Genomic DNA, 19,820 nt, shown 5'->3' with positions numbered 1-19,820 from the left:
CCGCCGCCTGCTCCCCAGCCGACCGGCCGAGCGACGGCCATCCCCGGCCAAGGGTGTCATAACATGAAACAACATGAAAGATGCAACCGGCCCAGGCGCCCTTCCCTGCGTCGTCCGCTGCCCCGATGGCGACGTCGAGGTCCTGCTGCGGTGGAGCGACGACCGGGTGACCGTTGCCGACGTCGTCGCCGAGATCACCGACCGGCTCACCGAGGTCGCTGCCCTCTCGCCGCCGCCCTTGCAGGTGACGATCGGCGGGCACCCGCTCGACGGGGCCACGCCAGTGGGCCAAGCAGGCATTCGGCCAGGCGAGGTCCTCACGTTGCGCCGCGCCGGGCCAGGAGCGGCGCCGCGGCGCGAGCCCAGGCCCAGCGGACCCGTGCCGGCACGGCGGCCGCCGCGCCCGCCGGCATGCACGCTGCCGCCTCCGATCCGGCTCCCCGACGCGCCCCGCCCCGCAAGCGGATCGAGTGCCATCAGCGTCGCCGGCGTCGTGGTGCCCGCCGTCATGGCTGCGGTGTTGGTCGTGGCGCTGCACAACGTCGTGTGGGGGCTGTTCTCGCTCCTCGGGCCGGTGGTCGCCGTCGCGACGGGCATCGAGCAGCATCGCCGCGGAAGCCGGCGACTGCGGCGGGACGAACAGCGCTTCCGCGGCGACCTGGTGGCCCTCGCACACGACCTGCACGGCATGGCGGCCACGGAACGGCGGCGGCGTCGCCGGGAGTCGCCAGCGGCCGCAGAGGTCGCGAGCTGGCCAGCGGATGAGCACCCCCGCATGTGGGAGCGGCGCGCCGGCGATCCCGATTGGTTGCGCCTGCGGCTCGGAACCGGCGACGTCGGCTGGCAGGTCCCCACCGCAGCCGGCACCGGCGCCGGGACCGCGGCGGGGCCCGGTGACGTTCCCGAGCTCGATGCCATGCTCGGCGCCGCGAGCGTCCTGAGTGACACGCCGGTGACGGTCGACTTGTCCGCGCGCGGCGTGATCGGCCTCGCCGGGCCGCGCCCGGAAGTGCTCGGCGTGGCCCGCTCCCTCGTCGTCCAAGCAGGCGTCCTCCACGGCCCCGGGGATCTGGCGCTGGCCGTCGTGACCGACGAGAGGGCCAGCAGCGATTGGGCGTGGTCGCGGTGGCTTCCTCACGTCGTCGATCCCGACGCGGGCCCTCGACGCGTCACGGGCGGACCCGCGGGGATCGAGGCGCTCCGCCGCGCCTGCCGCGACCAGCGAACGACGCACGGCATGTTGGTCGTGCTCGACGACCAAGGTCACGAGCCGATGGACCGTGCCCGGGCCAGGACGTCGCTGCGCGCGAGAGGAGCCGGTGTCGCCGCCATCGTCGTTGCCGAGACCGAGCGCGACCTGCCGTCGTGTTGCACCGCGGTCGTGCAGATCGACGCGAGTGGCCGTGGGGAGCTGCGGACACCCGAGACCGCGCCGAGCAAGGTGTCCTGCGAGCGGCTGCCGGTCGCCATTGCGCGGGCAGCGGCGAGGGCGTTGGCCCGGTTCGAAGACCCTGACTCGCCCCAGGCCGGCGTCCACCTCCCCGCCGACCTCACCCTGAGCCAGGCCACCGGTGCTGCCGCGGGCAGCCCTGAGGCCATCGGTCGGGGCTGGGATGCTTCGGCTGACCACCCGCCCGCGGCCGTCGTCGGTGTCTCGCTCGATGGCCCGCTCGTCGTCGACCTCGCGCTCGACGGACCCCATGTGCTGCTCGCGGGGACCACGGGGTCAGGCAAGAGCGAGCTGTTGCGCACCCTGGTCGTCGGTCTCGCGCTCGCCTGCCCGCCCGAGCAGCTCTCGTTCGTCCTCATCGACTTCAAGGGCGGCTCCACCTTCGATCGGTGTGGCGCGCTCCCCCACGTGGTCGGCACCATCACCGACCTCGACGGCCACCAGGTGCAACGCGCGATCGAGGGGCTCGAAGCAGAGTTGGTGCGCCGCGAGGAGTTGCTGCGCGCGGCCGGCGCGGACGATCTCCCCGCCTACCGGGGTGCACCCCACCGGGACCACTTGGCTCGACTGGTGGTCGTGATCGACGAGTTCGCCACCTTGGCCACCGAGCACCCCGGAGCCCTCGAGGCGCTGGTGGGCATCGCGCAACGGGGTCGCTCGATGGGCGTGCACCTGGTGCTCGCCACCCAACGGCCGACCGGTTCGGTCAGCGACCACATCAGGGCGAACACGAATCTGCGGATCGCCTTGCGAGTGCAGGACGCCGCGGACTCGACCGACGTGATCGGTGTGCCCGACGCCTCCACGCTCAGCCGCAAGCGACCCGGTCGGGCGCTCGTCCGACTGGGTCCGGGTGAGGTCATTCAGGCCCAGGTCGCCCGCACCAGCGGTGCGCCGCCCGGCGACCGCCCGTCCGTGGTGCTGGAGCCGTTCGAGCCCGCCCGCGACGGACCCGGCCCGACGCCGCTGCTGGCTCGGGCGGTCACACGCCCTCGCCCACACGAGGCAGGTCCGGACGTCCGGGAGCTCGACCAGCTCGTCGACGCCATCGTGGCGGCGCACGCTCAGCGGGGAGGGCCCCCACCGCACCGCCCTTGGCCCGATCCACTGCCCCACCTCTTGCCGCTCGACCAGGTCGAGCCGCCAGGCGCCCGGGACGAAGACCGCGCGGCGCCGTACGGCCCGGCCAGCACCGGCATCGTGTTCGCCCGCGCCGACGAGCCGAGTCGCCAACATCAGATCCCGATCGGCTGGGACCCCGAGCGCGGCAACCTCCTCGTCGCCGGCGCCGTGGCAAGCGGAACGACCACCGCGCTCGCCGCGATCGCGCTGCGCGCCTCGCGCGGGATCGTCGGGTCCGCCTGCCACCTGCACGTCCTCGACTTCGGGAGCGGCGAGCTGAGCGCGCTCGCGGACCTCCCCGTCGTGGGCAACGTCATCGGGCCGGGCGAGCGCGAGCGTCAACGCCGCCTCGTGGATCACCTGGCGCGAGAGCTCGCGCGCCGCCAGTCCGCCGGCCGCGCCTCCCGCGAGCTGCCGGCGACGGCAACCGGCCCGCGCATCGTGGTGTTGGTCGACGGAGCCGAGGCATTCGCCGCTGCCTGGGGCGACCCGCAAGAGCTCGTGTTGGAGCGGTTCGGGCGGGTGCTGGCCGACGGCCCTCGCGTGGGCATCCACGTGGCGTTCACGATCGCGGCCACGGGAGGCGTGCCTCGTCGGTGGATCGCCGGGACCCGACAACGGGTGGTGCTGTCGCTCGCCGATCCCGCCGACGAAGCACACCTCGGCGTGCGCCGACCGGCGACCACCACCACGCGTCCGGGACGGGCGACCTGGGTCGAACATGGCCTCCTCGGCCAGATCGGCTGGCCCGGCCACGACCTCGCAGCCGCGGTCGCGACGACCCGGGCGCACGCCCCCACCCCGTGCTTGGCGCCCCCGCGCATCGCCACGCTCCCCGCGCGAGTGCCCACGAGCTCGCTCACACCGGGCGATGTGTCGCCGACGGATCGCACCGGACCCGACCCTTGGCGGCTCCCGGTGGGCATCGGCGACCATGACCTCGGCACCGTCGCCGTCGTGCTTCACCCTGGCGAGCACGCGCTCGTGGCTGGTCCGGCACGCTCGGGCCGCACCTCCGCGTTGACCACGTTGGCCACCGTCGCTCGCGCCGCGGCCGGCCGCGACCTCGCCGTCGTCGCGATCGCCGCCGACCGCTCACCGCTGTGCAGAGCTGCCGTCGTCGACGAGTCGCTCACGCCTGACCGCCTCGCCGCGCTCGCCGACCTGGTGCGCGAGGCGACCGCAGCGTCGCCCGTGCTGGTGGTGGCCGACGACATCGAGACGATCGACGACGCCGACCGGCACCTCGCCACGCTGCTTGCCGAGCACCCACCACACGCCCACCGCATCCACGTGATCGGGGCCGGCAGGGCCGAGGCGCTGCGCGGTGCCTACCAGCACTGGTCGCGGCCGCTGCGCGCCGCGGGAGTCGGCATCTTGTTGCGCCCCTCCCTCGACTTGGACGGCGATCTGCTCGGCGCCACCCTTCCTCGCCGCCACCCGGCCGAGCCGGGACCCGGCCGCGGCTGGCTGGTGGACCACGGCCGGATCGAGTTCCTGCAGGTAGCGATCATTGATTGACATGGAACAGATCGAAAGTTAGGGTCAGCGCCCGAGTCGACCGAGGCCACGGCCCGCCCGACTCCCCCACCCTTCCTCCCGCACCACATCTCACCTGACCGGGAGGTCGACCATGGGCCGAGTCGCATGCGACGGCGACGCCGTCGCAGCCAGCCAACAGCTCCATGCCGTGATCGGCGGGCCGTTCGAAGAAGTCCTGGCCCAGTTCCGTGCCCAAGGCGCGATCCTCGGCGACCCCGTCCACTGGGACGGCCGCCACGCCATCGAGTTCCGCTCGGCATGGGAACGGGCAGAGGCCGACTTGCGCAACTTCCACGGCTCCCTGCAGGAGGTCCTGGCCGCCGCCTTGCGCGTCCAGGGCGACATCTTGTCCGCGGGTGGCAACTGACCAAGGGGCGTTCGACCACGCAGCTGCCGCGGAGGCGACGGCGGCCTGCGATCGGTTGATCGCCACGCTCGAGTCCAGCGCCGCCGTGGCAGCCGTCCGCGCCGCTACGGCCGAACGCGACTGGTCGGGTCCGTTCCACGAGCGGTTCCGCGCGGCCTACGACCACCAGCGCCGGGACACCAACTCGCTGGTCGAGGGCCTCACCTGGCTCGAGACCTGGATCGCCCATGCCGCCGACACCGCGCGCGACCAGCAGTGGCAGCGCTCGCATGCCGCGCCGCAGGGCGGTGACGTCGCCCTCGCGGCCCGGGCGCGGCGAGCCGGAACGTGAACGGGAGGCCCCGGAGGGCCTCCCGTCGCGTGGTGCGTTGGTCGGACGGACGGATCAGAAGTCGTCCATGCCACCGGGCATGGCGGGCGCCGCGTCCTCGGGGGCGTCGGCGATCACCGCTTCGGTGGTGAGGAACAGCGCCGCGATCGACGCGGCGTTCTGAAGGGCCGAGCGGGTGACCTTGGTGGGGTCGACCACGCCCGCTTTGATGAGGTCCTCGTATTCGCCGGTGCCGGCGTTCAGGCCCTTGGCGCCCTTCAGGTTGCGCACGTTCTCGACCGCCACGCCGCCTTCGAGGCCGGCGTTGACCGCGATCTGCTTGAGCGGCTCCTCGATGGCCTTGGCCACGATCCGAGCGCCCGTGGCGTCGTCGCCCTCGAGCTTGTCCGCGGCGTCGAGCACGGCGGCCTGGGAGCGCAGCAGCGCGACCCCACCGCCGGGAACGATGCCTTCCTCGACCGCTGCCTTGGCGGTGCTGACCGCGTCCTCGATGCGGTGCTTCTTCTCCTTGAGCTCCACCTCGGTGGCGGCGCCGACCTTGAGGACGGCCACGCCACCCGACAGCTTGGCGAGCCGCTCCTGCAGCTTCTCGCGGTCGTAGTCGGAGTCGGTGTCCTCGATCTCCCGCTTGATCTGGGCGATGCGACCCTTGATGTCGTCCTCGGTGCCGGCGCCGTCGACGATCGTGGTCTCGTCCTTGCTGACCGTGATCTTGCGGGCCTGGCCGAGCAAGTCGAGGGTGACGTTCTCGAGCTTGAGGCCGACTTCCTCGGCGATGACCTGACCGCCGGTGAGGATGGCCATGTCGCTGAGCATCGCCTTGCGGCGCTCACCGAACCCGGGCGCCTTCACGGCCACCGACTTGAACGTCCCGCGGATCTTGTTGACGACCAGCGTGGCGAGCGCCTCGCCCTCGACGTCCTCGGCCACGATCAGCAACGGCTTGCCCGACTGCATGACCTTCTCGAGCACCGGGACGAGGTCGCGGATCGCCGAGATCTTGGTGCTCACGAACAGGACGTACGCGTCTTCGAGCACCGCTTCCATGCGCTCGGGGTCGGTCGAGAAGTAGGGCGAGATGTAGCCCTTGTCGAACCGCATGCCCTCGGTGAAGTCGAGCTCCAGCCCGAAGGTGTTGGAGTCCTCGACGGTGACCACGCCGTCCTTGCCGACCTTGTCGATCGCTTCGGCGATCAGCGCGCCGATCTCGGCGTCGTTGTTGGCCGAGATCGAAGCCACCTGCGAGATCTGGTCGGTGGACTCGACGTCCTTCGACAGCGACGCCAGGTTGGCGACGGCCGCCTCGACGCCGGCCTCGATGCCGCGCTTGAGCGCCATCGGGTTGGCGCCGGCCGCGACGTTGCGCAGCCCCTCACGCACCATCGACCAGGCGAGCACCGTGGCGGTGGTGGTGCCGTCACCCGCGACGTCGTCGGTCTTCTTGGCGACTTCCTTGACCAGCTCGGCGCCGATCTTCTCGTACGGGTCCTCGAGCTCGATCTCCTTGGCGACCGACACGCCGTCCTTGGTGATCGTGGGTGCGCCCCACTTCTTCTCCAACACGACATTGCGGCCCTTGGGCCCGAGCGTGACGCGCACCGCGTCGGCGAGCTGGTTCATGCCGGCCTCGAGCGACCGGCGGGCCTGCTCATCGAAGGAAATGATCTTGGGCATTCGGCGCGAGCCTCCAGATGACGTTCGTTAGCACTCTCAGGTTGAGACTGCTAACAGGAAACCACGCGACGACGCCCGTCGCAACACCGCGCCACCGAATTCGGCGCAGCCCGGCGGCCCGGTGGCCACCGCGCCGGGCACCCCTGCGATCAGCCGCCCGCGACGGCAGGGATGATGGCCACCACGTCGCCGGCGGGCACCGCGGTCTCGAGGCCGTTCAGGAACCGCACGTCGTCGTCGGCGACGAAGACGTTCACGAACCGGCGCAGGCCACCGTCGTCATCGAGCAGGCGGCTGGTGAAGCCTGGGTGGGTGGCGTCGAGGTTCTCGAGCACCTCGCCGACCGTGGAGCCCTCGACCTGCACCTCCGACGCACCGGCCGTCAAGGTGCGCAAGGTGGTGGGGATTCGGACGGTGACGGTCATGGGCTCGCCTCGGGAGTGGCTTCGGTCGGGGTCGGCGCCGGTGGCGCGGCTTGATCGTACCGGCCGAGTCCCCATGACCGGCAAGGTGGGGCGCGACGCGATCAGGAGGCGGGCCGACGGGCGAGCCGGCTCATCGCCATGGGGTGGGTACGCCAGGCGGAGTCTGGCGCACCAACACGGTGTCCCACGATCGCAGCGACCTGCCCGCGCACCGCCAACTGCGGCCTACCCTGGCCATTGCGCCCTGGTCGCCCCTTTCGTGATGTCGTTCCCCTACCTCTCCCCCTCCCAGCTGGTCGAACGGAAGGGGGATCTGCGCGTCTCGGTGTGCCTCCCCGCGCACAACGAGAGCCCCACCATCGCCGGCATCGTCGGGCGCATTCGCGCCGATCTCATGGACACCGTGCCGTTGGTCGACGAGGTGCTGGTGGTCGATGATGCGTCGACCGATGACACGGCGGAAGTGGCGAAGGCCACGGGCGCACGGGTCGTCAGCGCCGCTGACGTGCTCCCCGAGGAAGGCACCCGCAGGGGCAAGGGCGAGGCACTGTGGAAGTCGGTGGCCGCAGCCGACGGCGACCTCATCGTGTGGCTCGACGCCGACTTGGAACAGTTCGACACCTCGTTCGTGACGGGTCTGGTCGCCCCCTTGCTCGGCGACCCCGACGTCGCGCTCGTGAAGGGCTACTACGAGCGCCCCGGCGGCGAAGGGGAGGTGGGGGGCGGACGAGTGACCGAGCTGGTCGCCCGGCCGGTGCTCACCACCTGGTTCCCTGAGCTGGTCGACATCATCCAACCGATCGGCGGCGAGTACGCGAGCCGGCGCGAGGTGGTCGAGCGCGTGCGGTTTGCCGGCGGATACGGGGTCGACATCGGCCTGTTGATCGACATCACGGGCGGGTGGGGCGTCGAAGCGGTCGCGCAGATCGACCTCGGTGTCCGCAAGCACCGCAACCGCCCGCTGCACGAGCTCGGGCCCCAGGCCCTGGCCGTCATGACGACTGCGCTGCGGCGTGCGGGGCTCGACGTCACCGACACGCCGGTGTACCGGCGACCGGACGGTCTCGTGGCGCCGGTCGACGTGCGCGACCGGCCGCCGCTGGTGCACGTCGCCGGTTACCGCCCGGCGAGCGAGATCGGCCCTGCGCCGGCTTCGACCACCGCCAGCCGCGGCGCCGCGGGCGCCAGCGACGGCCGCCTGGCCGAGTTCGTCGACGGGCTGGCCGGGCCGGGCGCTCGCGCGGCGATGCCGCCGATCGGGGAAGGCGACGACCCGTTGGAAGGCGTCGCACGCGCGATCGCCCGCCGTCGGGACGGGCTCAGCGAAGGCCCTCCGCGAGGCGACGACTGACCGCTTCGGTGACACACGTGAGCGTGTCGCCGCGGGCCCGCTCCTCGCCGAACTCCTCGACCAGTGAGATCGCGCGCACCCGGTCGTCGGCCCCATCGAACACCTGGCCCACGACCGCGAGCACCGGCACGCCGACCTCCGCCGCGAGGTCGACCACGCCGCCGACGACCTTCCCCTCGAACGACTGCTCGTCGAGGAACCCCTCGCCGGTGATGACGAGGTCGGCCCCTTCCAGCGACTCGAAGAGCTCCACTTCGTCGGCAACCAACTCGAAGCCGGGCTCCAGGCGCGCACCCGCCGCGGCCAGGCCGCCGGCCAACCCCCCGGCCGCACCCCCGCCCTCGAGCGTGCTCACATCGACCCCGTAGTCCTCGCGGTACACCTGCGCCAACCGCTCGAGCCGGCGGCGCAGCAACTCGACCTGGTTCGGGCTGGCGCCCTTCTGTGGCGAGAAGCGCTCGGCGGCGTCGATGAAACAAGTCCGGACATCGCACGCCGCGACGAGCTCGACCGCCCGGTAGCGCTGCAACGGATACATCGCCCGTAGCGCACCCAGCCCCCCGTCGGTGGTGGCCGACCCGCCCATCCCGACGATCACCCGCCGGGCGCCGGCGTCGACCGCCAAGCTGACGAGCTCGCCGACGCCCTGGGTGGCCGCGGCAACCGGGTCGTTGCCCGCCGGCCCGCCCACCAACTCGAGGCCGGCCACCCGGGCCATCTCGATCACGGCCGTCCCCCGCGCGAGGCGCCACTCGACCTCGACCGGATCACCCAAGGGGCCGCTGACCGTGGACGTGCGATTCGGGCCACCCAGCGCGTCGAGGGTGCCCTCGCCGCCGTCAGCCATGGGTACCTGCGTGCACGACCATCGGGCGCGGTCGGCAGCCGCGGCCACCGCGCTCGCGACCTCGCGGGCGGTGGCAGTGCCACGGAACTTGTCGGGAGCGGCCACGACTCGCACCGCCACATTCCAGCACCGGTCGGGAGGGACGGAGGCCCGAGGGCGTCGGGACGGCCAGCCTCGCTCCCGTAGGGTGGGGCGCTCATGGACGCAGGTCGCCGACCCATCGTGGTGGTCTCGAACCGGGGTCCGGTGTCGTTCCGCCGCGACGGTGACCAGCTGCGAGCCAAGCGGGGCGGCGGCGGCCTCGTCTCGGGTCTCGGCCCGCTCGTCGCCGGGACCGACACGGTTTGGATCGCGGCGGCAATGTCCGACGACGACCGCGCCGCGGCGAGCGGCGCGCCCGTGGACGCCGACGGGTTCCGCGCCCGCCTGCTCGCGCTCGACCCGGTGCGCTACCGACAGGCCTACGACGTGGTCTGCAACGCCACGTTGTGGTTCGCGCACCACGGGTTGTTCGAGCTGGCGCGCCGCCCTCGCATCGACACTCGATGGCGACAAGCGTGGGACTCGTACCGCTACGTCAACGAGCAGTTCGCCACGGCCGTCGCCCACGACGCGCCCGTCGGCGCAGCCGTGCTGGTGCAGGACTACCACCTGTGCCTGCTCGCCCCGATGCTCGCAGAGCAGCGACCGGACCTCCGCCTCGTCCACTTCAGCCACACCCCGTTCGCCACCCCCGACGGGCTGCGAGTGCTGCCGAGCGACGTCCGCCACGAACTGCTCGCCGGCATGGCCGCGCACGCCGCGTGCGGGTTCCACACCGCCCGATGGGCCCGCGGCTTCGAGGCGTGCTGCGACGACACGCTGGGGTGGGTGCCGACGACGTTCGTCTCGCCGCTCGCCTCAGATCTCGACGACTTGCGGTCGGTGGCCGCAGGTCCCGAGTGCGCCACCGCGGCCGACGAGCTCGACGCGGCCGTCGGCAACCGCCGGTTCGTCTTGCGAGTGGACCGGATCGAGTTGTCGAAGAACTTGCTGCGCGGCTTCTGGGCGTTCGACGACCTCCTCACCCGGCACCCCGAGTGGCGAGGCGCAGTGACGTTCGGCGCCTTTGTCTACCCCTCGCGCGAAGGGCTCCCCGAGTACCTCGCGTATCGCCAAGAAGTCGACCGACTGGTCCAGGACCTCAACTCCAAGTGGGCCACGCCGGACTGGACGCCGATCCTGTTCGACCCGACCGACCACTTCCCACGATCGGTCGCCGCGCTGCGCCGCTTCGACGTGTTGCTCGTGAACCCGATCCGTGACGGCCTCAACTTGGTGGCCAGCGAAGGCGTCCTGTTGAACGAGCGCGACGGGGCGATCGCGTTGTCGACCGAGGCCGGCGCCTTCGAGTACCTCCGATCTGCGGTGATACCCGTCGAGCCGTTCGACGTCAGCGGCACGGCCGATGCACTGCACCTCGCGCTCACGATGCCGGCCGCCGAACGGGCCCGCCGCGCGACGGCGGCACGCGACATCGCGTTGAGCCGGTCGCCGGCGGACTGGCTGCGCGGTCAGCTCGACGCCGCGGGCTGAGCGTCCGTCAACGTCTGCAAGAAGGCCAACGCGCCGCGCGGGCCGTCGACGAGCGAGTCAGCCGCCCCCGCCACCTCCGGGTCCAGTTCGCCCGACGCCACCGCCACGCGCAGCACGTCGCGGCCCTCGGCGGCCAACCCTGCCAGCGCCGAGAACGCGGGCACATCGCCCACGTCGTCGCCGAGGAAGCAGACCCGCGGCAGATCGCCGACCAAGCGCCGGGTCACGCTGCCCTTGTCGACGTCGACGGGCGGGTGCAGCTCCACGGATCGCTTTGCCGCTCGCACGACCAGGCCACTGCGAGCACCGGCCTGCTCCGCCCACTCGACGATCGTGCGCTCGGCCGCCGGCACCCGCCGGTAGTGCACGGTCACCGACAAGCCTTTCAGCTCCACATCGGCGTCGGCCGGCAGCAGCTCCGCTGCGTCGGCGCCGACCTCTTCGACCACGCCCCGCCACTCCGTCGCCCGGGGGTCCTCCACCCGCAGACCGCCGTGCGCGGACTCCAGCCCGTACAAGCCCGACAAGTGCACCGAATCGGGCAGCAGGTCCTGCAGGAAGCCGACGGGACGACCCGAGACGACGGCGACCATCGCATACCGTCCGGCGAGGTCGGCCAAGGTGGCTACCACGCCACCGACGGGACGGGCGGCGGTCGGGTCGGTGACGATCTCCGCGAGCGTGCCGTCGAAGTCGCTCAAGATCGCGGTGTGCGACGGATCTGCGCGGGCCCGGTCAGCCCACCCGGCGAGGTCGGAAGTGGCGACGACGGGCTCGCTACGGCGTCGACGTGGTGGACGAGCTGCTGGCGCTGGTCGTGCTCGTTCCGGTGGAACCACCCGCGACCGCCGTGTTCGAGGTGGCGTCGAGCCCGAGGATCACGACGACGTCGGCACCGGTCGAACCAGCGGGGAGCTGCGCAGTGCCTTGTGCCTGCACCGCCGTGTTCTTGAAGCCCATCACCCGGGCGATGGCTGCGGCATCGCCGCGCTGGGCCGTTGGCCCGTAGTACACGACCGACGTGGAACGCTGGTCGGTGTCGTGGCCGACGGTCACGTTGGTGTAGCCCGCCGTCGAGAGCGCCTTTTGGGTGTTGCCCGCCGCTTTGGCCACCCGGCCACCGGTGCCGTTGAACACGGCCACCTTCAGCGCGGTGATCGGCTTCGACGTGGTCCCGGTTGGCAGCACGGCCGTGGTCGTCGGGGCGTTCACCGTCGTGGACGTCGTGTTCTTCGGCGCCGAGGCGTGACCGCCACTGCCACCCCCGCCGTTGAAGCGTGCCAGAAGCACGACCCCCACCAACACCGCCACGACCAGTAAGGCGATCCCCTTGGCGGCGTTCTGGTCGGCGGGTGGTCGATTCGCAGCAGTCATGACGAAAAGCGTCCGTCCGGTCGGGTGACGTTCGAGGCAGCTTGGCGCGCCCCGCTGGGCAATACAAGCATTCCCCATGGGAGGACACCGGGCGTGACATACCTCGAAACAGCCTGTTGGACCAGATCGATCGCGCCTTACGCGACCCCGCGGGGCGGCTTCCGTCGGGGCGCCTGAGAACGGCGCCCGGCCAGCTCTTCGATCACCTCGTTGGATCGTTCGACGTCGAACTCCCCGCCGCTCGCGCGCAGGTGCGCGAGCACACCGACGAGGTCGCGGCGCTGCGCTTGCGTGAGCGCGAGCTCCTCGTACACGGCCCCGTTGAGGTCGCGGGTCGCCGCAGTGGCCACGCGCCGGCCGCGCGGGGTGATGACCGCCAACGTGGTGCGCGCATCGGAAGGATGCGGCACGCGTCGGACGAGCTCGTCGGCCTCGAGCCGGTCGATGATGTTGGTCACCGTCGCCGGAGGGATCCGCAGCGTCTTGCTGATCCAGCTGAGCGTGAGCGACGACTCCGGGTCGGTCGCCAGCCATGTGAGCACCTCGTAGCGCGGGAAGCTGAGGTCGTGGCGGCGCATCACGCGGCTGACCTGGTCGTGGAGCATCTGGTACGAACGGAGCACGGCCGTGTACACCGCCATCCCCGACGCCGCCTCGGGACTCCACAGCTCGAGCCACACCCGCCGTGAGGCTTCGACCACATCGAACGGCGCGACGTCGAAGCCCATGGCCGCAGGATATGACGCCCGTGGGGGCCGTCAGCTTCCTTGCACGAGCGAACGTCCGATGATGCCATCGGCTTCCAGCGCGCGGATCTCCTCGGGCGTGAGCCCGAGCCCCTCGAGGATCGTCTCGTTGTGCTCCCCCAGCAGTGGCGCATGCCGCGTATGGAAGCGAGTCGGGCCATGGGAGAAGCGCATCGGCAGTGTGCTGTAACGGGCCCGACCGGCGACTGGATGGTCGACCTCCTCGAAGAACCCCCGAGCGGCGAGCGGCGCCAGGTCAGTCTGGCGGTGCGGCAGTGTGACCGTTCCAACGGGAACGCCGGCATCCCACAGCGTGGCGGTGACCTCCTCGGCCGTGCGGTCCCGGCACCAGGCTCGGAGACCCGCGTCGATCTGGTCGTGGCCCCGACGCCGTCCGGCGGCCGTCGCGAAGGCGGCATCGGTCGCCCAATCCGGTCCGCCCAATACGTGGCACAGCGAGCGCCACTGCTCGTCGGTCGCGACCGCGATCGCGACCCAGCAGTCGTCGCGGCCCCACTCGTCGGGTCCTGCCACCTGGTACAGGTTCTGCGGCGCGGCGCCCGGCCCGCGGTTCCCGTCGCGGCCGAGGAGCGCTCCGTACGCCGAGAACTCGATCGGCTGCTCGGCCGCGATGTTGGCTGCCGCGTCGACCATCGCGACTTCCACCACACCGCCGGCACCGGTGCGGTCACGATGTGCGAGGGCGAGCAGCAGGCCGTACACCGCGTGCAGGCCCGCGTTGGGGTCGCCGATGCAATACGGCTCCAGGGGCAAGAGGTCGGGATACCCGGTGAGCCACGTGAGCCCCGCCGCGTCCTCGATCACAAAGGCGAACGCCGCCAGGTCGCGCCACGGACCATCGAGCCCGAACCCCGGCATCCGCAAGACGAGCAGCTCGGGGTGGCCGGCCCGGAGCGCGTCGTGACCGAGACCGACCTGGTCGAGCACGCGAGGTGTGTAGTTCTCGATCACCACGTCGCACGTTCCCGCGAGGCGCCGGACGAGCTCCGCGCCGCGCGGGTCGGCAAAGTCGATGGTGAGGCCCTGCTTGTTGGTGTTGAGCGCCGCGAAGATCGGCCCGCGCTCCCAGAACTGTTCCTCGGACTGCGGCACCCCACCGACGAGACGGGCGCCGTCGGGGCGGGCAGCCGATTCGAGGTGGATGACCTCGGCGCCGAGCAGCGCGAGCACCTGCCCTGCGAGCGGGCCAGCCCAGTAGCCGGTCATGTCGAGCACGCGCAGGCCGGCGAACGGCAGGGTCGGCGACGAGGGGGCACCGGCGGGCGCCATGTCATCTCGAGCGTGAGCAGAGGACGCCTCGAGCAAGGCGTCGATCGCCTGCTCCCCCAGGCGCGGTGCAGGCCCCGGGGGGCGCAACCCCCCGGCACCCAGGCGGAACGGCGCGCGCGGGTTGGTGGCGCCGTCGGTGGGGTTGGCCACGAACGCCCCGCGCTCACGGAAATGCTCGAACGTGGCAATGTTCGAACCGTCCGCCAATGGGGCGTTCGGGATCCGGAACGCGGACGCGAGGTCGAGCACTTCCGCGACGGTGTGCTCGGCGATCCAGGCATCGATGGTGGGCGCGAGCCCGGTGCGCTGGAGGAACAGCGACTGATCCTCCATCCACTCCGGATGGCCGACCATCACGCAGAAGTCGAGCCACTGCTGCCCCGTGCCGCAGCCGAGGCCCACCAGCCCGTCGCTGGCTGCGCCGACGCCGGGCGTGGGAACCACCCGGCGGCGTCGCATCGGCCGGCCGAGCTGATCGTGGAACGTGACGGGGTAGTACGTGAGGCACATCGCCAGCGCCTCGAGCATCGACACGTCGACCAGTTCGCCACCAGCGGGCACACGCCGGCCCGACGCAAGGGTGCCGATGGCGGCCAGCAGCCCGGCGAGCCACTCACCGACCTGGCCGCCGACGTACACCGGCGCCCGATCCGACGGGCCGCGCCCGAGCCCGATCACCCCGCCGGACCACGCCTGCAGCGTGAACTCGGTGGCGGCACGGCCGGTCCACGGGCCGTCGAGGCCGAACGGCGTGATCGACGTGACGGTGAGATGCGGGTGGCGGCGCAGGATCTCACCCGGCGCCAACGTGGGTTCCTCGGCCAGCGGCGAACCCGGCGACCACACGACGGCAGCCGCCGTCGCCAGCAACGCCTCGAGCGACGACAGGGCGGCCGGTTGCTGCGGGTCGACCACGACACCCTGCTTCGACGCGCCCAGGAAGTTGAACAGTGCACCGTCGTCGTCGGCCCCGATCGCCGCGCCCGACGCCGACCAGCGGCGCAGCGGGTCGCCGCCCGGCGGCTCGACCTTGACCACCTCCGCGCCACCGTCGGCGAGCAGCTTCGTGCAGTACGCGCCACCGATCCACGTCGACAGGTCGACCACCCGCAACCCATCGAGCGCGAGTCCGCCGACGTCAGACATCGGCTGCCCCGACACCCGTCTCCGTACCGCCGACGAGCGTCGGTCGGGCGGCGGTCACCGCCAATCGGCTTCGGTGCGCCGACGACCCGACCTGCTCAGGCGCCAGTCGGGCGGGAACCGGTCATCGTTGTCCTTCACCGAGTTGTTGAGGCCAGCGTCCATCGTCTCGCCGGACAAGGTCGCCAGCCGACCGTCGTCGTCCTCGCGGAGCGCGCCACCCATCGACTCGAGCCACGCGCTCAACAAGGTGCCCACCGACTCCCCTTGGTGTTGCTTCATCACCTCGAAGAACACCTTCTGCATGTAGACGGTGTCGGTGGGTCGGGTGCGGGCACACGACAGCGCGTACTTCTCGACTTCGGCCTCGAGCTCGGCGCGTGGCACCACGCTGTTCACGAAGTTGCACTCGTACATCTGTTGCGCCGTGAACGGCCGCCCGGTGAAGACCATCTCCTGGAACTTCCGCAGGCCCATCATCGTGGCCCACTGCCACATCCGCGGCGCATAACCCACATAGCGGAACGCGGGGTGACCGAACAGCGCGTCGTCAGAGGAGATCACGAGGTCGGCATCGGCCGCTTGGTAGAAGTGCCAGCCGTAGCAGTAGCCCTTGACCTCGAGGATGCTGATCTTCTTGAAGTCCTGCAGGGTGCGACAGCCCGACCTGGTGTCGGCGTACCAGTGCAGGAGCTGTGCGCCGGCGCGGTACGACCGCGGGCCGGGCAAGGTCACGTCGTCCTCCGGCTCGAGGCCGAACTCCTCGTGCAACGCGGTGCCCTGGGCTCGCTTCGCCATGAGCTCGTCGAGGTCGGCGCCGGTGCCGAGGTGGTCGCCGACGCCCCGCACGACGAGCACTTTCACGTCGTCGTCGATGCTCGCCTTGAACAGCAGGTCGGCGTAACGGCGCCTCGCGGCGATCGTCGGCACGTTGAGCGCGTCGGGTCGGTTGAGCGTGATCGTGGCGATCCGGGTGGCCGGGTCCTTGTCGTACAAGATGATCTCTTCGGCGGGAGGGATGTCCGCGCTGGTCATGGCGTGGGGTTCCTTGGGTTGGCAGGGCCAGAGAGGAGCTCGGGCCCGTCGGGCGTGACGTGCACTGCGGCCTGTTCGTAGATTGCCCCGACGCCCTCGGCCCACGTGTACGCGGTGAGCGCCAGCACCATGCCCGACTCGAAGGCCGCTTGGGCCGCGGTGGCGGGCAGGGCAGCGGTCACCAGCGGCACGTCGTAGCCAAGCCCGAGCCCTCTGGCCACCGGCACCGGCGGCGCCGCGACACCCGACGCCTCGTAGGCATCGAGCAGGCCGGTCATCGGCAGCCCGGCGCGGCACGCGTCCAGCAGGCGGTCCCAGAGCTCGCCGGTGCGCTGGCGCAGCGCCGCTGCCGGGTCGTCGGCGGGATCGACCTGGCGGGTGTGGCCGACCTCGCCCACGTAGCCGCCGAGGATGATCCCCGCGTCGAAGGCCACGAGATCGCCGGGCGCCGCCGGCGTGTCGCGCCCAGTTCGACCCCAAGCCTGGCGGCGCGAGGTGATCCAGGCGATGTCTTGGGTCGCGGGCGTCGTCACGCCGGCTTCCGCCATCGCCTCCATGAACACCCCCGTGAGGTGGCGCTCGGTGACCCCCGGCTCCAGCGCCGCGGTCGCCGCGTCGAGCGCGCGCTCCGCGACACCCAGCGACGCTCGGATCGCGTCGATCTCCTGCGGGAGCTTCACGCTGCGACAGCGGCGCATGAACGGCTCTGCGTCGACCAGCTCGGCAGCGGGGAACGCTGCCGGCAACAAGCGCGCCGACGACGGCGACATCGCGTCGGTCGCGACCGTACGAAACGTGTCCGCGCCGTCGATGCCTCGTAGCACCTTCACGAAGGTTCCGGAGTTGAACGAGATGCCGTACAAGTTCTCGTGGGGGATGTCGTCGGGGATGCCCTCATCCCACGTGCTCAACAAGTGCACGGCCTCGGTGGCGCGCACGAGCACGCAGCCCGGCCCGAACGCACGGGATCCCGCCGTCCACAACCGCGGCGCGCCGGACACGTAGCGGGCGTTGCCCTCGCGACCGACGACGAGCACGTCGATGTCGGCCGCCTCCATGGCTTCGAGCACGCGTGCTCGCCGTGCGCGGCGCAGCGTGGCTTCGTCGGGCAGGACTTCGGTCGTTGGCACGAGCTACCTCAGAAGGGGTCGTAGGGGTAGTCGGTCATCGGTTCCCAACCGTCGGAGGTGATGAGCAGCACCTCCTCGGACCGGTAACCAGCGGCGCCGTCGTCCCAGACGATCGGTTCGAGCACGAGGACCATGCCGGCCTCGAGCACGAGCGACGCGTCGAACGCCTCGCCGATGTCGCTGCCCACGTACGGCATCTCGGCGCTGTCGATGCCGAGGCCGTGGCCCAGGTAGAAGTGGGGCATCCACGGCTTGGTCCCGCCGGCCGCCTCGATGGCCGCAGCAGTGAGGTCGGCGGCGGTGGCACCGGCACGGGTCACGTCGAGCACCGCGCCGAGGATGTGGCGCCATTGCTCGAACTGGGCGCGCTGGCGAGCATCCGGCTCCTGACCCACGAGCCAAGTGCGACCGAAGTCGGAGTGAAAGCCGCCGAAGCTCACCCCGGTGTCGACCCACAAGACGTCGCCGGCGGCCAGCTCGCGCTCGGTCGACAGCAATGGGCAGGCGAGGTCGCCGGTGGTGGTCCACGGGCCGTCGGCCATGCGGCGAGGCATCACCTGCCAGATCGGGTCGAGGATGTTCGCGTCGGCTCCCGCGTCGAAGATCGTGCGCAGGAACGTGGCGGTGAGCTCCGTCTGGCGCACACCCGGCGCCAGACGCGCCTGCACCTCGGCCGCCGCGAGCTCGGTGATCCGCAGGCCTTCGCGCAGGTACGAGAGCTCGTCGGGCGTCTTGATCAACTTGGCGCCGCTGATCACACGCCCGCCATCGACCGGCTTGGCCGAGGCCGCCTGCAACGACGGTTCGCGGCGCAGCGAGTTGGTCCATTCGTCAAATGCCACCACGCCGCCGCCGGCGAGGTCGGCGAGCTGCGACGCGAACAGCTTCACGCCCTCGTCGAAGTCGACGTACACGGGGCCGTGCCGATGGTCGGCCGGCAGCTCCGCCGGCAGTCCGGCATCGTCCGCGACCGACGAGAACAAGTGGGGCCACTCGTCGTCAGCGAGCACCACGGCCACAGGCTGCTCGAAGTTGGCACGGCCCGAATCGGCGAGCGGCCACACCGCACCGGTCACGTAGACCACGTTGGTGTTGCCGAGCAGCACCAACGCGTCGAGACCGGCAGCCCGCATCCCCTCGCGCACGCGGTGCGTCCGCTCCCGCTGCATGCGAGAACGGTCGGGCACTTCGGGGATGGTCCTCGTGCCGGCCGACGCCATCAGCCCGGCCGGCATCAGTCGTCCAGCCCGAGGAACCGCTTCACGTTGCCGCCGACGACACCGACCGAGGCTTGCGCGCCCAGCGTGTCGACCACCGACGCCAGCGACGTGTTGCTGTAGCCGTACGTGCTCTCGTTGTGCGGGAAGTCGGTCGACCACATGATCTTGTCGACGCCGATGCGATCAACGAGATCGAGGCCCAACGGGTCGACCATGAACGACGCGTGCATGTGGTGGTCCCAGTAGTACCTCGGGTCGTGCTGCACTTCGAGGTTGTTGAGGTGGTGGAACGACGCGGCGATGTGCTGTGCGTCCTGGATCGTCGACGGGACCCAGTTGATGCCGCCCTCGAACCACCCGATCTGCAGGCCGGGGTGGCGATCGAGGATGCCGCCGAGCACGTACTTGCCGAACGCGTCACGAAACGGCGCCACCGACTGCAACATCCCGATGCCCACCGCGTTGAACTCGTTCGGTGTGGCCGGTGGGTTCTCACCGATGTGATGAGCGACGGGGACTTGCGCTTCCTCGATGGCGTCCCATACGGGATCCATCGCGGTGCTGGCGAAGTCGATGGGTCGCTTGTCGAGGTCCTTGCCCGGTTGCAGCGGTAGCAGGAACGTCTTCAGGCCCAACTCCTTGAGCTCGTTCACCGTGCGACGGGCGCCGTCGGCGTCCCACCAGTTGATCAGGCCAACGCCGTAGATGCGGCCTTTCGAACGCTCCTGCACCTCGGCGATGTGCTCGTTGTAGATCCGGAAGCACAACTCACGAACCTCGCGGTCGGGCCAGCCGAACAGCGCCAGTACCGAGTTGGGGAACGCCAGCTCCTTCGACACGCCTTCGGATTCGAGTGCGGCGATCCGGGCCTCGACGTCGCCGGTGTGCGAGCCCGACACGGGGTCGTACTGGGTGAGCACGTCGACGAACTCGGGAACCAGGATCGACTTGCCGTCCATTCCGATCACCCACCCGCCGCGCTCGTTCATCACGCGCGGTGCACGGTCCTTCATGCTCGCGGGGAAGCGCTCGTAGAAGATGTCGACGGCCAGCGAGATGTGGTTGTCGGCGGAGAACACGTCGATGCCGGCCGGCAGCCCGACATCGGCGAGCGGACCAGGCCTGCGGGCCTTCGGCGCTCCCAGCCCCTCGGGCGGGTACGTGATCGTCCTCGACGCGACGGACATTCCCCCACCTC

At 71.2% G+C, this 19,820-nt stretch carries 16 protein-coding genes; 5 read left to right on the top strand and 11 right to left on the bottom strand.

The window, feature by feature from the left end; all coding sequences use genetic code 11:
• Positions 1 to 73 precede the first annotated feature (73 nt).
• The 3 genes from VHA73_01875 to VHA73_01865 all read left to right on the top strand — a co-directional run bounded on the left by VHA73_01875 (position 74) and on the right by VHA73_01865 (position 4,812).
• Positions 74 to 4,093: an FtsK/SpoIIIE domain-containing protein gene (locus VHA73_01875; GenBank protein HVX16754.1), complete on the top strand. Its 4,020-nt coding sequence runs from the start codon at positions 74 to 76 to the stop codon at positions 4,091 to 4,093.
• A gap of 112 nt (positions 4,094 to 4,205) precedes the next feature.
• Positions 4,206 to 4,481, top strand: coding sequence for a hypothetical protein (locus VHA73_01870; GenBank protein HVX16753.1), 276 nt, complete (start codon positions 4,206 to 4,208; stop codon positions 4,479 to 4,481).
• Complete coding sequence (locus VHA73_01865) at positions 4,471 to 4,812, top strand: hypothetical protein (protein HVX16752.1); 342 nt, start codon at positions 4,471 to 4,473, stop codon at positions 4,810 to 4,812. The genes VHA73_01870 and VHA73_01865 overlap by 11 nt, the downstream gene beginning before the upstream one ends.
• A gap of 54 nt (positions 4,813 to 4,866) precedes the next feature.
• Here the strand turns inward: VHA73_01865 and groL are convergent, their stop codons facing one another.
• Together groL and VHA73_01855 are read right to left on the bottom strand one after the other, a co-directional pair.
• Positions 4,867 to 6,486, bottom strand: a complete 1,620-nt coding sequence (gene groL / locus VHA73_01860; GenBank protein HVX16751.1) for a chaperonin GroEL — start codon at positions 6,484 to 6,486, stop codon at positions 4,867 to 4,869.
• Between the two features lie 149 nt (positions 6,487 to 6,635).
• Positions 6,636 to 6,911: a ubiquitin-like small modifier protein 1 gene (locus tag VHA73_01855; GenBank protein HVX16750.1), complete on the bottom strand. Its 276-nt coding sequence runs from the start codon at positions 6,909 to 6,911 to the stop codon at positions 6,636 to 6,638.
• A 262-nt stretch (positions 6,912 to 7,173) separates the two neighbouring features.
• Between VHA73_01855 and VHA73_01850 the strand changes: the two genes are divergently transcribed.
• A complete protein-coding gene (locus VHA73_01850; GenBank protein HVX16749.1) occupies positions 7,174 to 8,262 on the top strand; it encodes a glucosyl-3-phosphoglycerate synthase in 1,089 nt (362 codons plus the stop codon).
• Here the strand turns inward: VHA73_01850 and VHA73_01845 are convergent.
• A complete protein-coding gene (locus tag VHA73_01845) occupies positions 8,231 to 9,214 on the bottom strand; it encodes a glycerate kinase (GenBank protein HVX16748.1) in 984 nt (327 codons plus the stop codon). The genes VHA73_01850 and VHA73_01845 overlap by 32 nt on opposite strands.
• 93 nt (positions 9,215 to 9,307) lie before the next feature.
• On the opposite strand from VHA73_01845, the gene VHA73_01840 reads away from it, so the two are divergent.
• On the top strand, positions 9,308 to 10,684 hold the full coding sequence (locus tag VHA73_01840) for a trehalose-6-phosphate synthase (GenBank protein HVX16747.1): 1,377 nt from the start codon (positions 9,308 to 9,310) through the stop codon (positions 10,682 to 10,684).
• Here the strand turns inward: VHA73_01840 and otsB are convergent.
• The 8 genes from otsB to VHA73_01800 form a co-directional block, all read right to left on the bottom strand.
• A complete protein-coding gene (gene otsB / locus VHA73_01835) occupies positions 10,663 to 11,385 on the bottom strand; it encodes a trehalose-phosphatase (protein HVX16746.1) in 723 nt (240 codons plus the stop codon). The genes VHA73_01840 and otsB overlap by 22 nt on opposite strands.
• A 76-nt stretch (positions 11,386 to 11,461) precedes the next feature.
• Complete coding sequence (locus tag VHA73_01830) at positions 11,462 to 12,058, bottom strand: LytR C-terminal domain-containing protein (protein HVX16745.1); 597 nt, start codon at positions 12,056 to 12,058, stop codon at positions 11,462 to 11,464.
• 137 nt (positions 12,059 to 12,195) lie between these two features.
• Positions 12,196 to 12,786, bottom strand: coding sequence for a MarR family transcriptional regulator (locus VHA73_01825; GenBank protein ID HVX16744.1), 591 nt, complete (start codon positions 12,784 to 12,786; stop codon positions 12,196 to 12,198).
• A gap of 30 nt (positions 12,787 to 12,816) precedes the next feature.
• Complete coding sequence (locus tag VHA73_01820) at positions 12,817 to 15,240, bottom strand: CoA transferase (GenBank protein ID HVX16743.1); 2,424 nt, start codon at positions 15,238 to 15,240, stop codon at positions 12,817 to 12,819.
• Positions 15,241 to 15,294: 54 nt separating this feature from the next.
• The gene (locus VHA73_01815; protein HVX16742.1) at positions 15,295 to 16,272 is read right to left on the bottom strand and encodes an enoyl-CoA hydratase/isomerase family protein; all 978 of its coding nucleotides are present in this window, start codon (positions 16,270 to 16,272) and stop codon (positions 15,295 to 15,297) included.
• Positions 16,269 to 17,402 (bottom strand): M24 family metallopeptidase, encoded by a 1,134-nt coding sequence (locus tag VHA73_01810; protein ID HVX16741.1) that lies wholly within the window; start codon positions 17,400 to 17,402, stop codon positions 16,269 to 16,271. Before VHA73_01810 ends, VHA73_01815 begins: the two co-directional genes overlap by 4 nt.
• A gap of 8 nt (positions 17,403 to 17,410) precedes the next feature.
• Positions 17,411 to 18,637, bottom strand: a complete 1,227-nt coding sequence (locus tag VHA73_01805; GenBank protein ID HVX16740.1) for a M24 family metallopeptidase — start codon at positions 18,635 to 18,637, stop codon at positions 17,411 to 17,413.
• A complete protein-coding gene (locus VHA73_01800) occupies positions 18,637 to 19,809 on the bottom strand; it encodes an amidohydrolase family protein (GenBank protein ID HVX16739.1) in 1,173 nt (390 codons plus the stop codon). Before VHA73_01800 ends, VHA73_01805 begins: the two co-directional genes overlap by 1 nt.
• Between the last annotated feature and the right edge of the window lie 11 nt (positions 19,810 to 19,820).

The sequence above is a fragment of the Acidimicrobiales bacterium genome, from assembly GCA_035547835.1.
In the GTDB taxonomy this organism is placed as follows: Bacteria; Actinomycetota; Acidimicrobiia; order Acidimicrobiales; family Iamiaceae; genus DASZTW01.
The sequence above is the reverse complement of the archived record's forward strand: the minus strand, read 5'-3'. Positions and strand labels throughout refer to the sequence as shown.

Coding starts and splice junctions, on each gene's coding strand:
- VHA73_01875 (HVX16754.1), top strand. CDS start 74: ATGAAAGATGCAACCGGCCCAGGCGCCCTTCCCTGCGTCGTCCGCTGC.
- VHA73_01870 (HVX16753.1), top strand. CDS start 4,206: ATGGGCCGAGTCGCATGCGACGGCGACGCCGTCGCAGCCAGCCAACAG.
- groL (HVX16751.1), bottom strand. CDS start 6,486: ATGCCCAAGATCATTTCCTTCGATGAGCAGGCCCGCCGGTCGCTCGAG.
- VHA73_01855 (HVX16750.1), bottom strand. CDS start 6,911: ATGACCGTCACCGTCCGAATCCCCACCACCTTGCGCACCTTGACGGCC.
- VHA73_01850 (HVX16749.1), top strand. CDS start 7,174: ATGTCGTTCCCCTACCTCTCCCCCTCCCAGCTGGTCGAACGGAAGGGG.
- VHA73_01840 (HVX16747.1), top strand. CDS start 9,308: ATGGACGCAGGTCGCCGACCCATCGTGGTGGTCTCGAACCGGGGTCCG.
- VHA73_01830 (HVX16745.1), bottom strand. CDS start 12,058: ATGACTGCTGCGAATCGACCACCCGCCGACCAGAACGCCGCCAAGGGG.
- VHA73_01825 (HVX16744.1), bottom strand. CDS start 12,786: ATGGGCTTCGACGTCGCGCCGTTCGATGTGGTCGAAGCCTCACGGCGG.
- VHA73_01820 (HVX16743.1), bottom strand. CDS start 15,240: ATGTCTGACGTCGGCGGACTCGCGCTCGATGGGTTGCGGGTGGTCGAC.
- VHA73_01815 (HVX16742.1), bottom strand. CDS start 16,272: ATGACCAGCGCGGACATCCCTCCCGCCGAAGAGATCATCTTGTACGAC.
- VHA73_01805 (HVX16740.1), bottom strand. CDS start 18,637: ATGCCGGCCGGGCTGATGGCGTCGGCCGGCACGAGGACCATCCCCGAA.
- VHA73_01800 (HVX16739.1), bottom strand. CDS start 19,809: ATGTCCGTCGCGTCGAGGACGATCACGTACCCGCCCGAGGGGCTGGGA.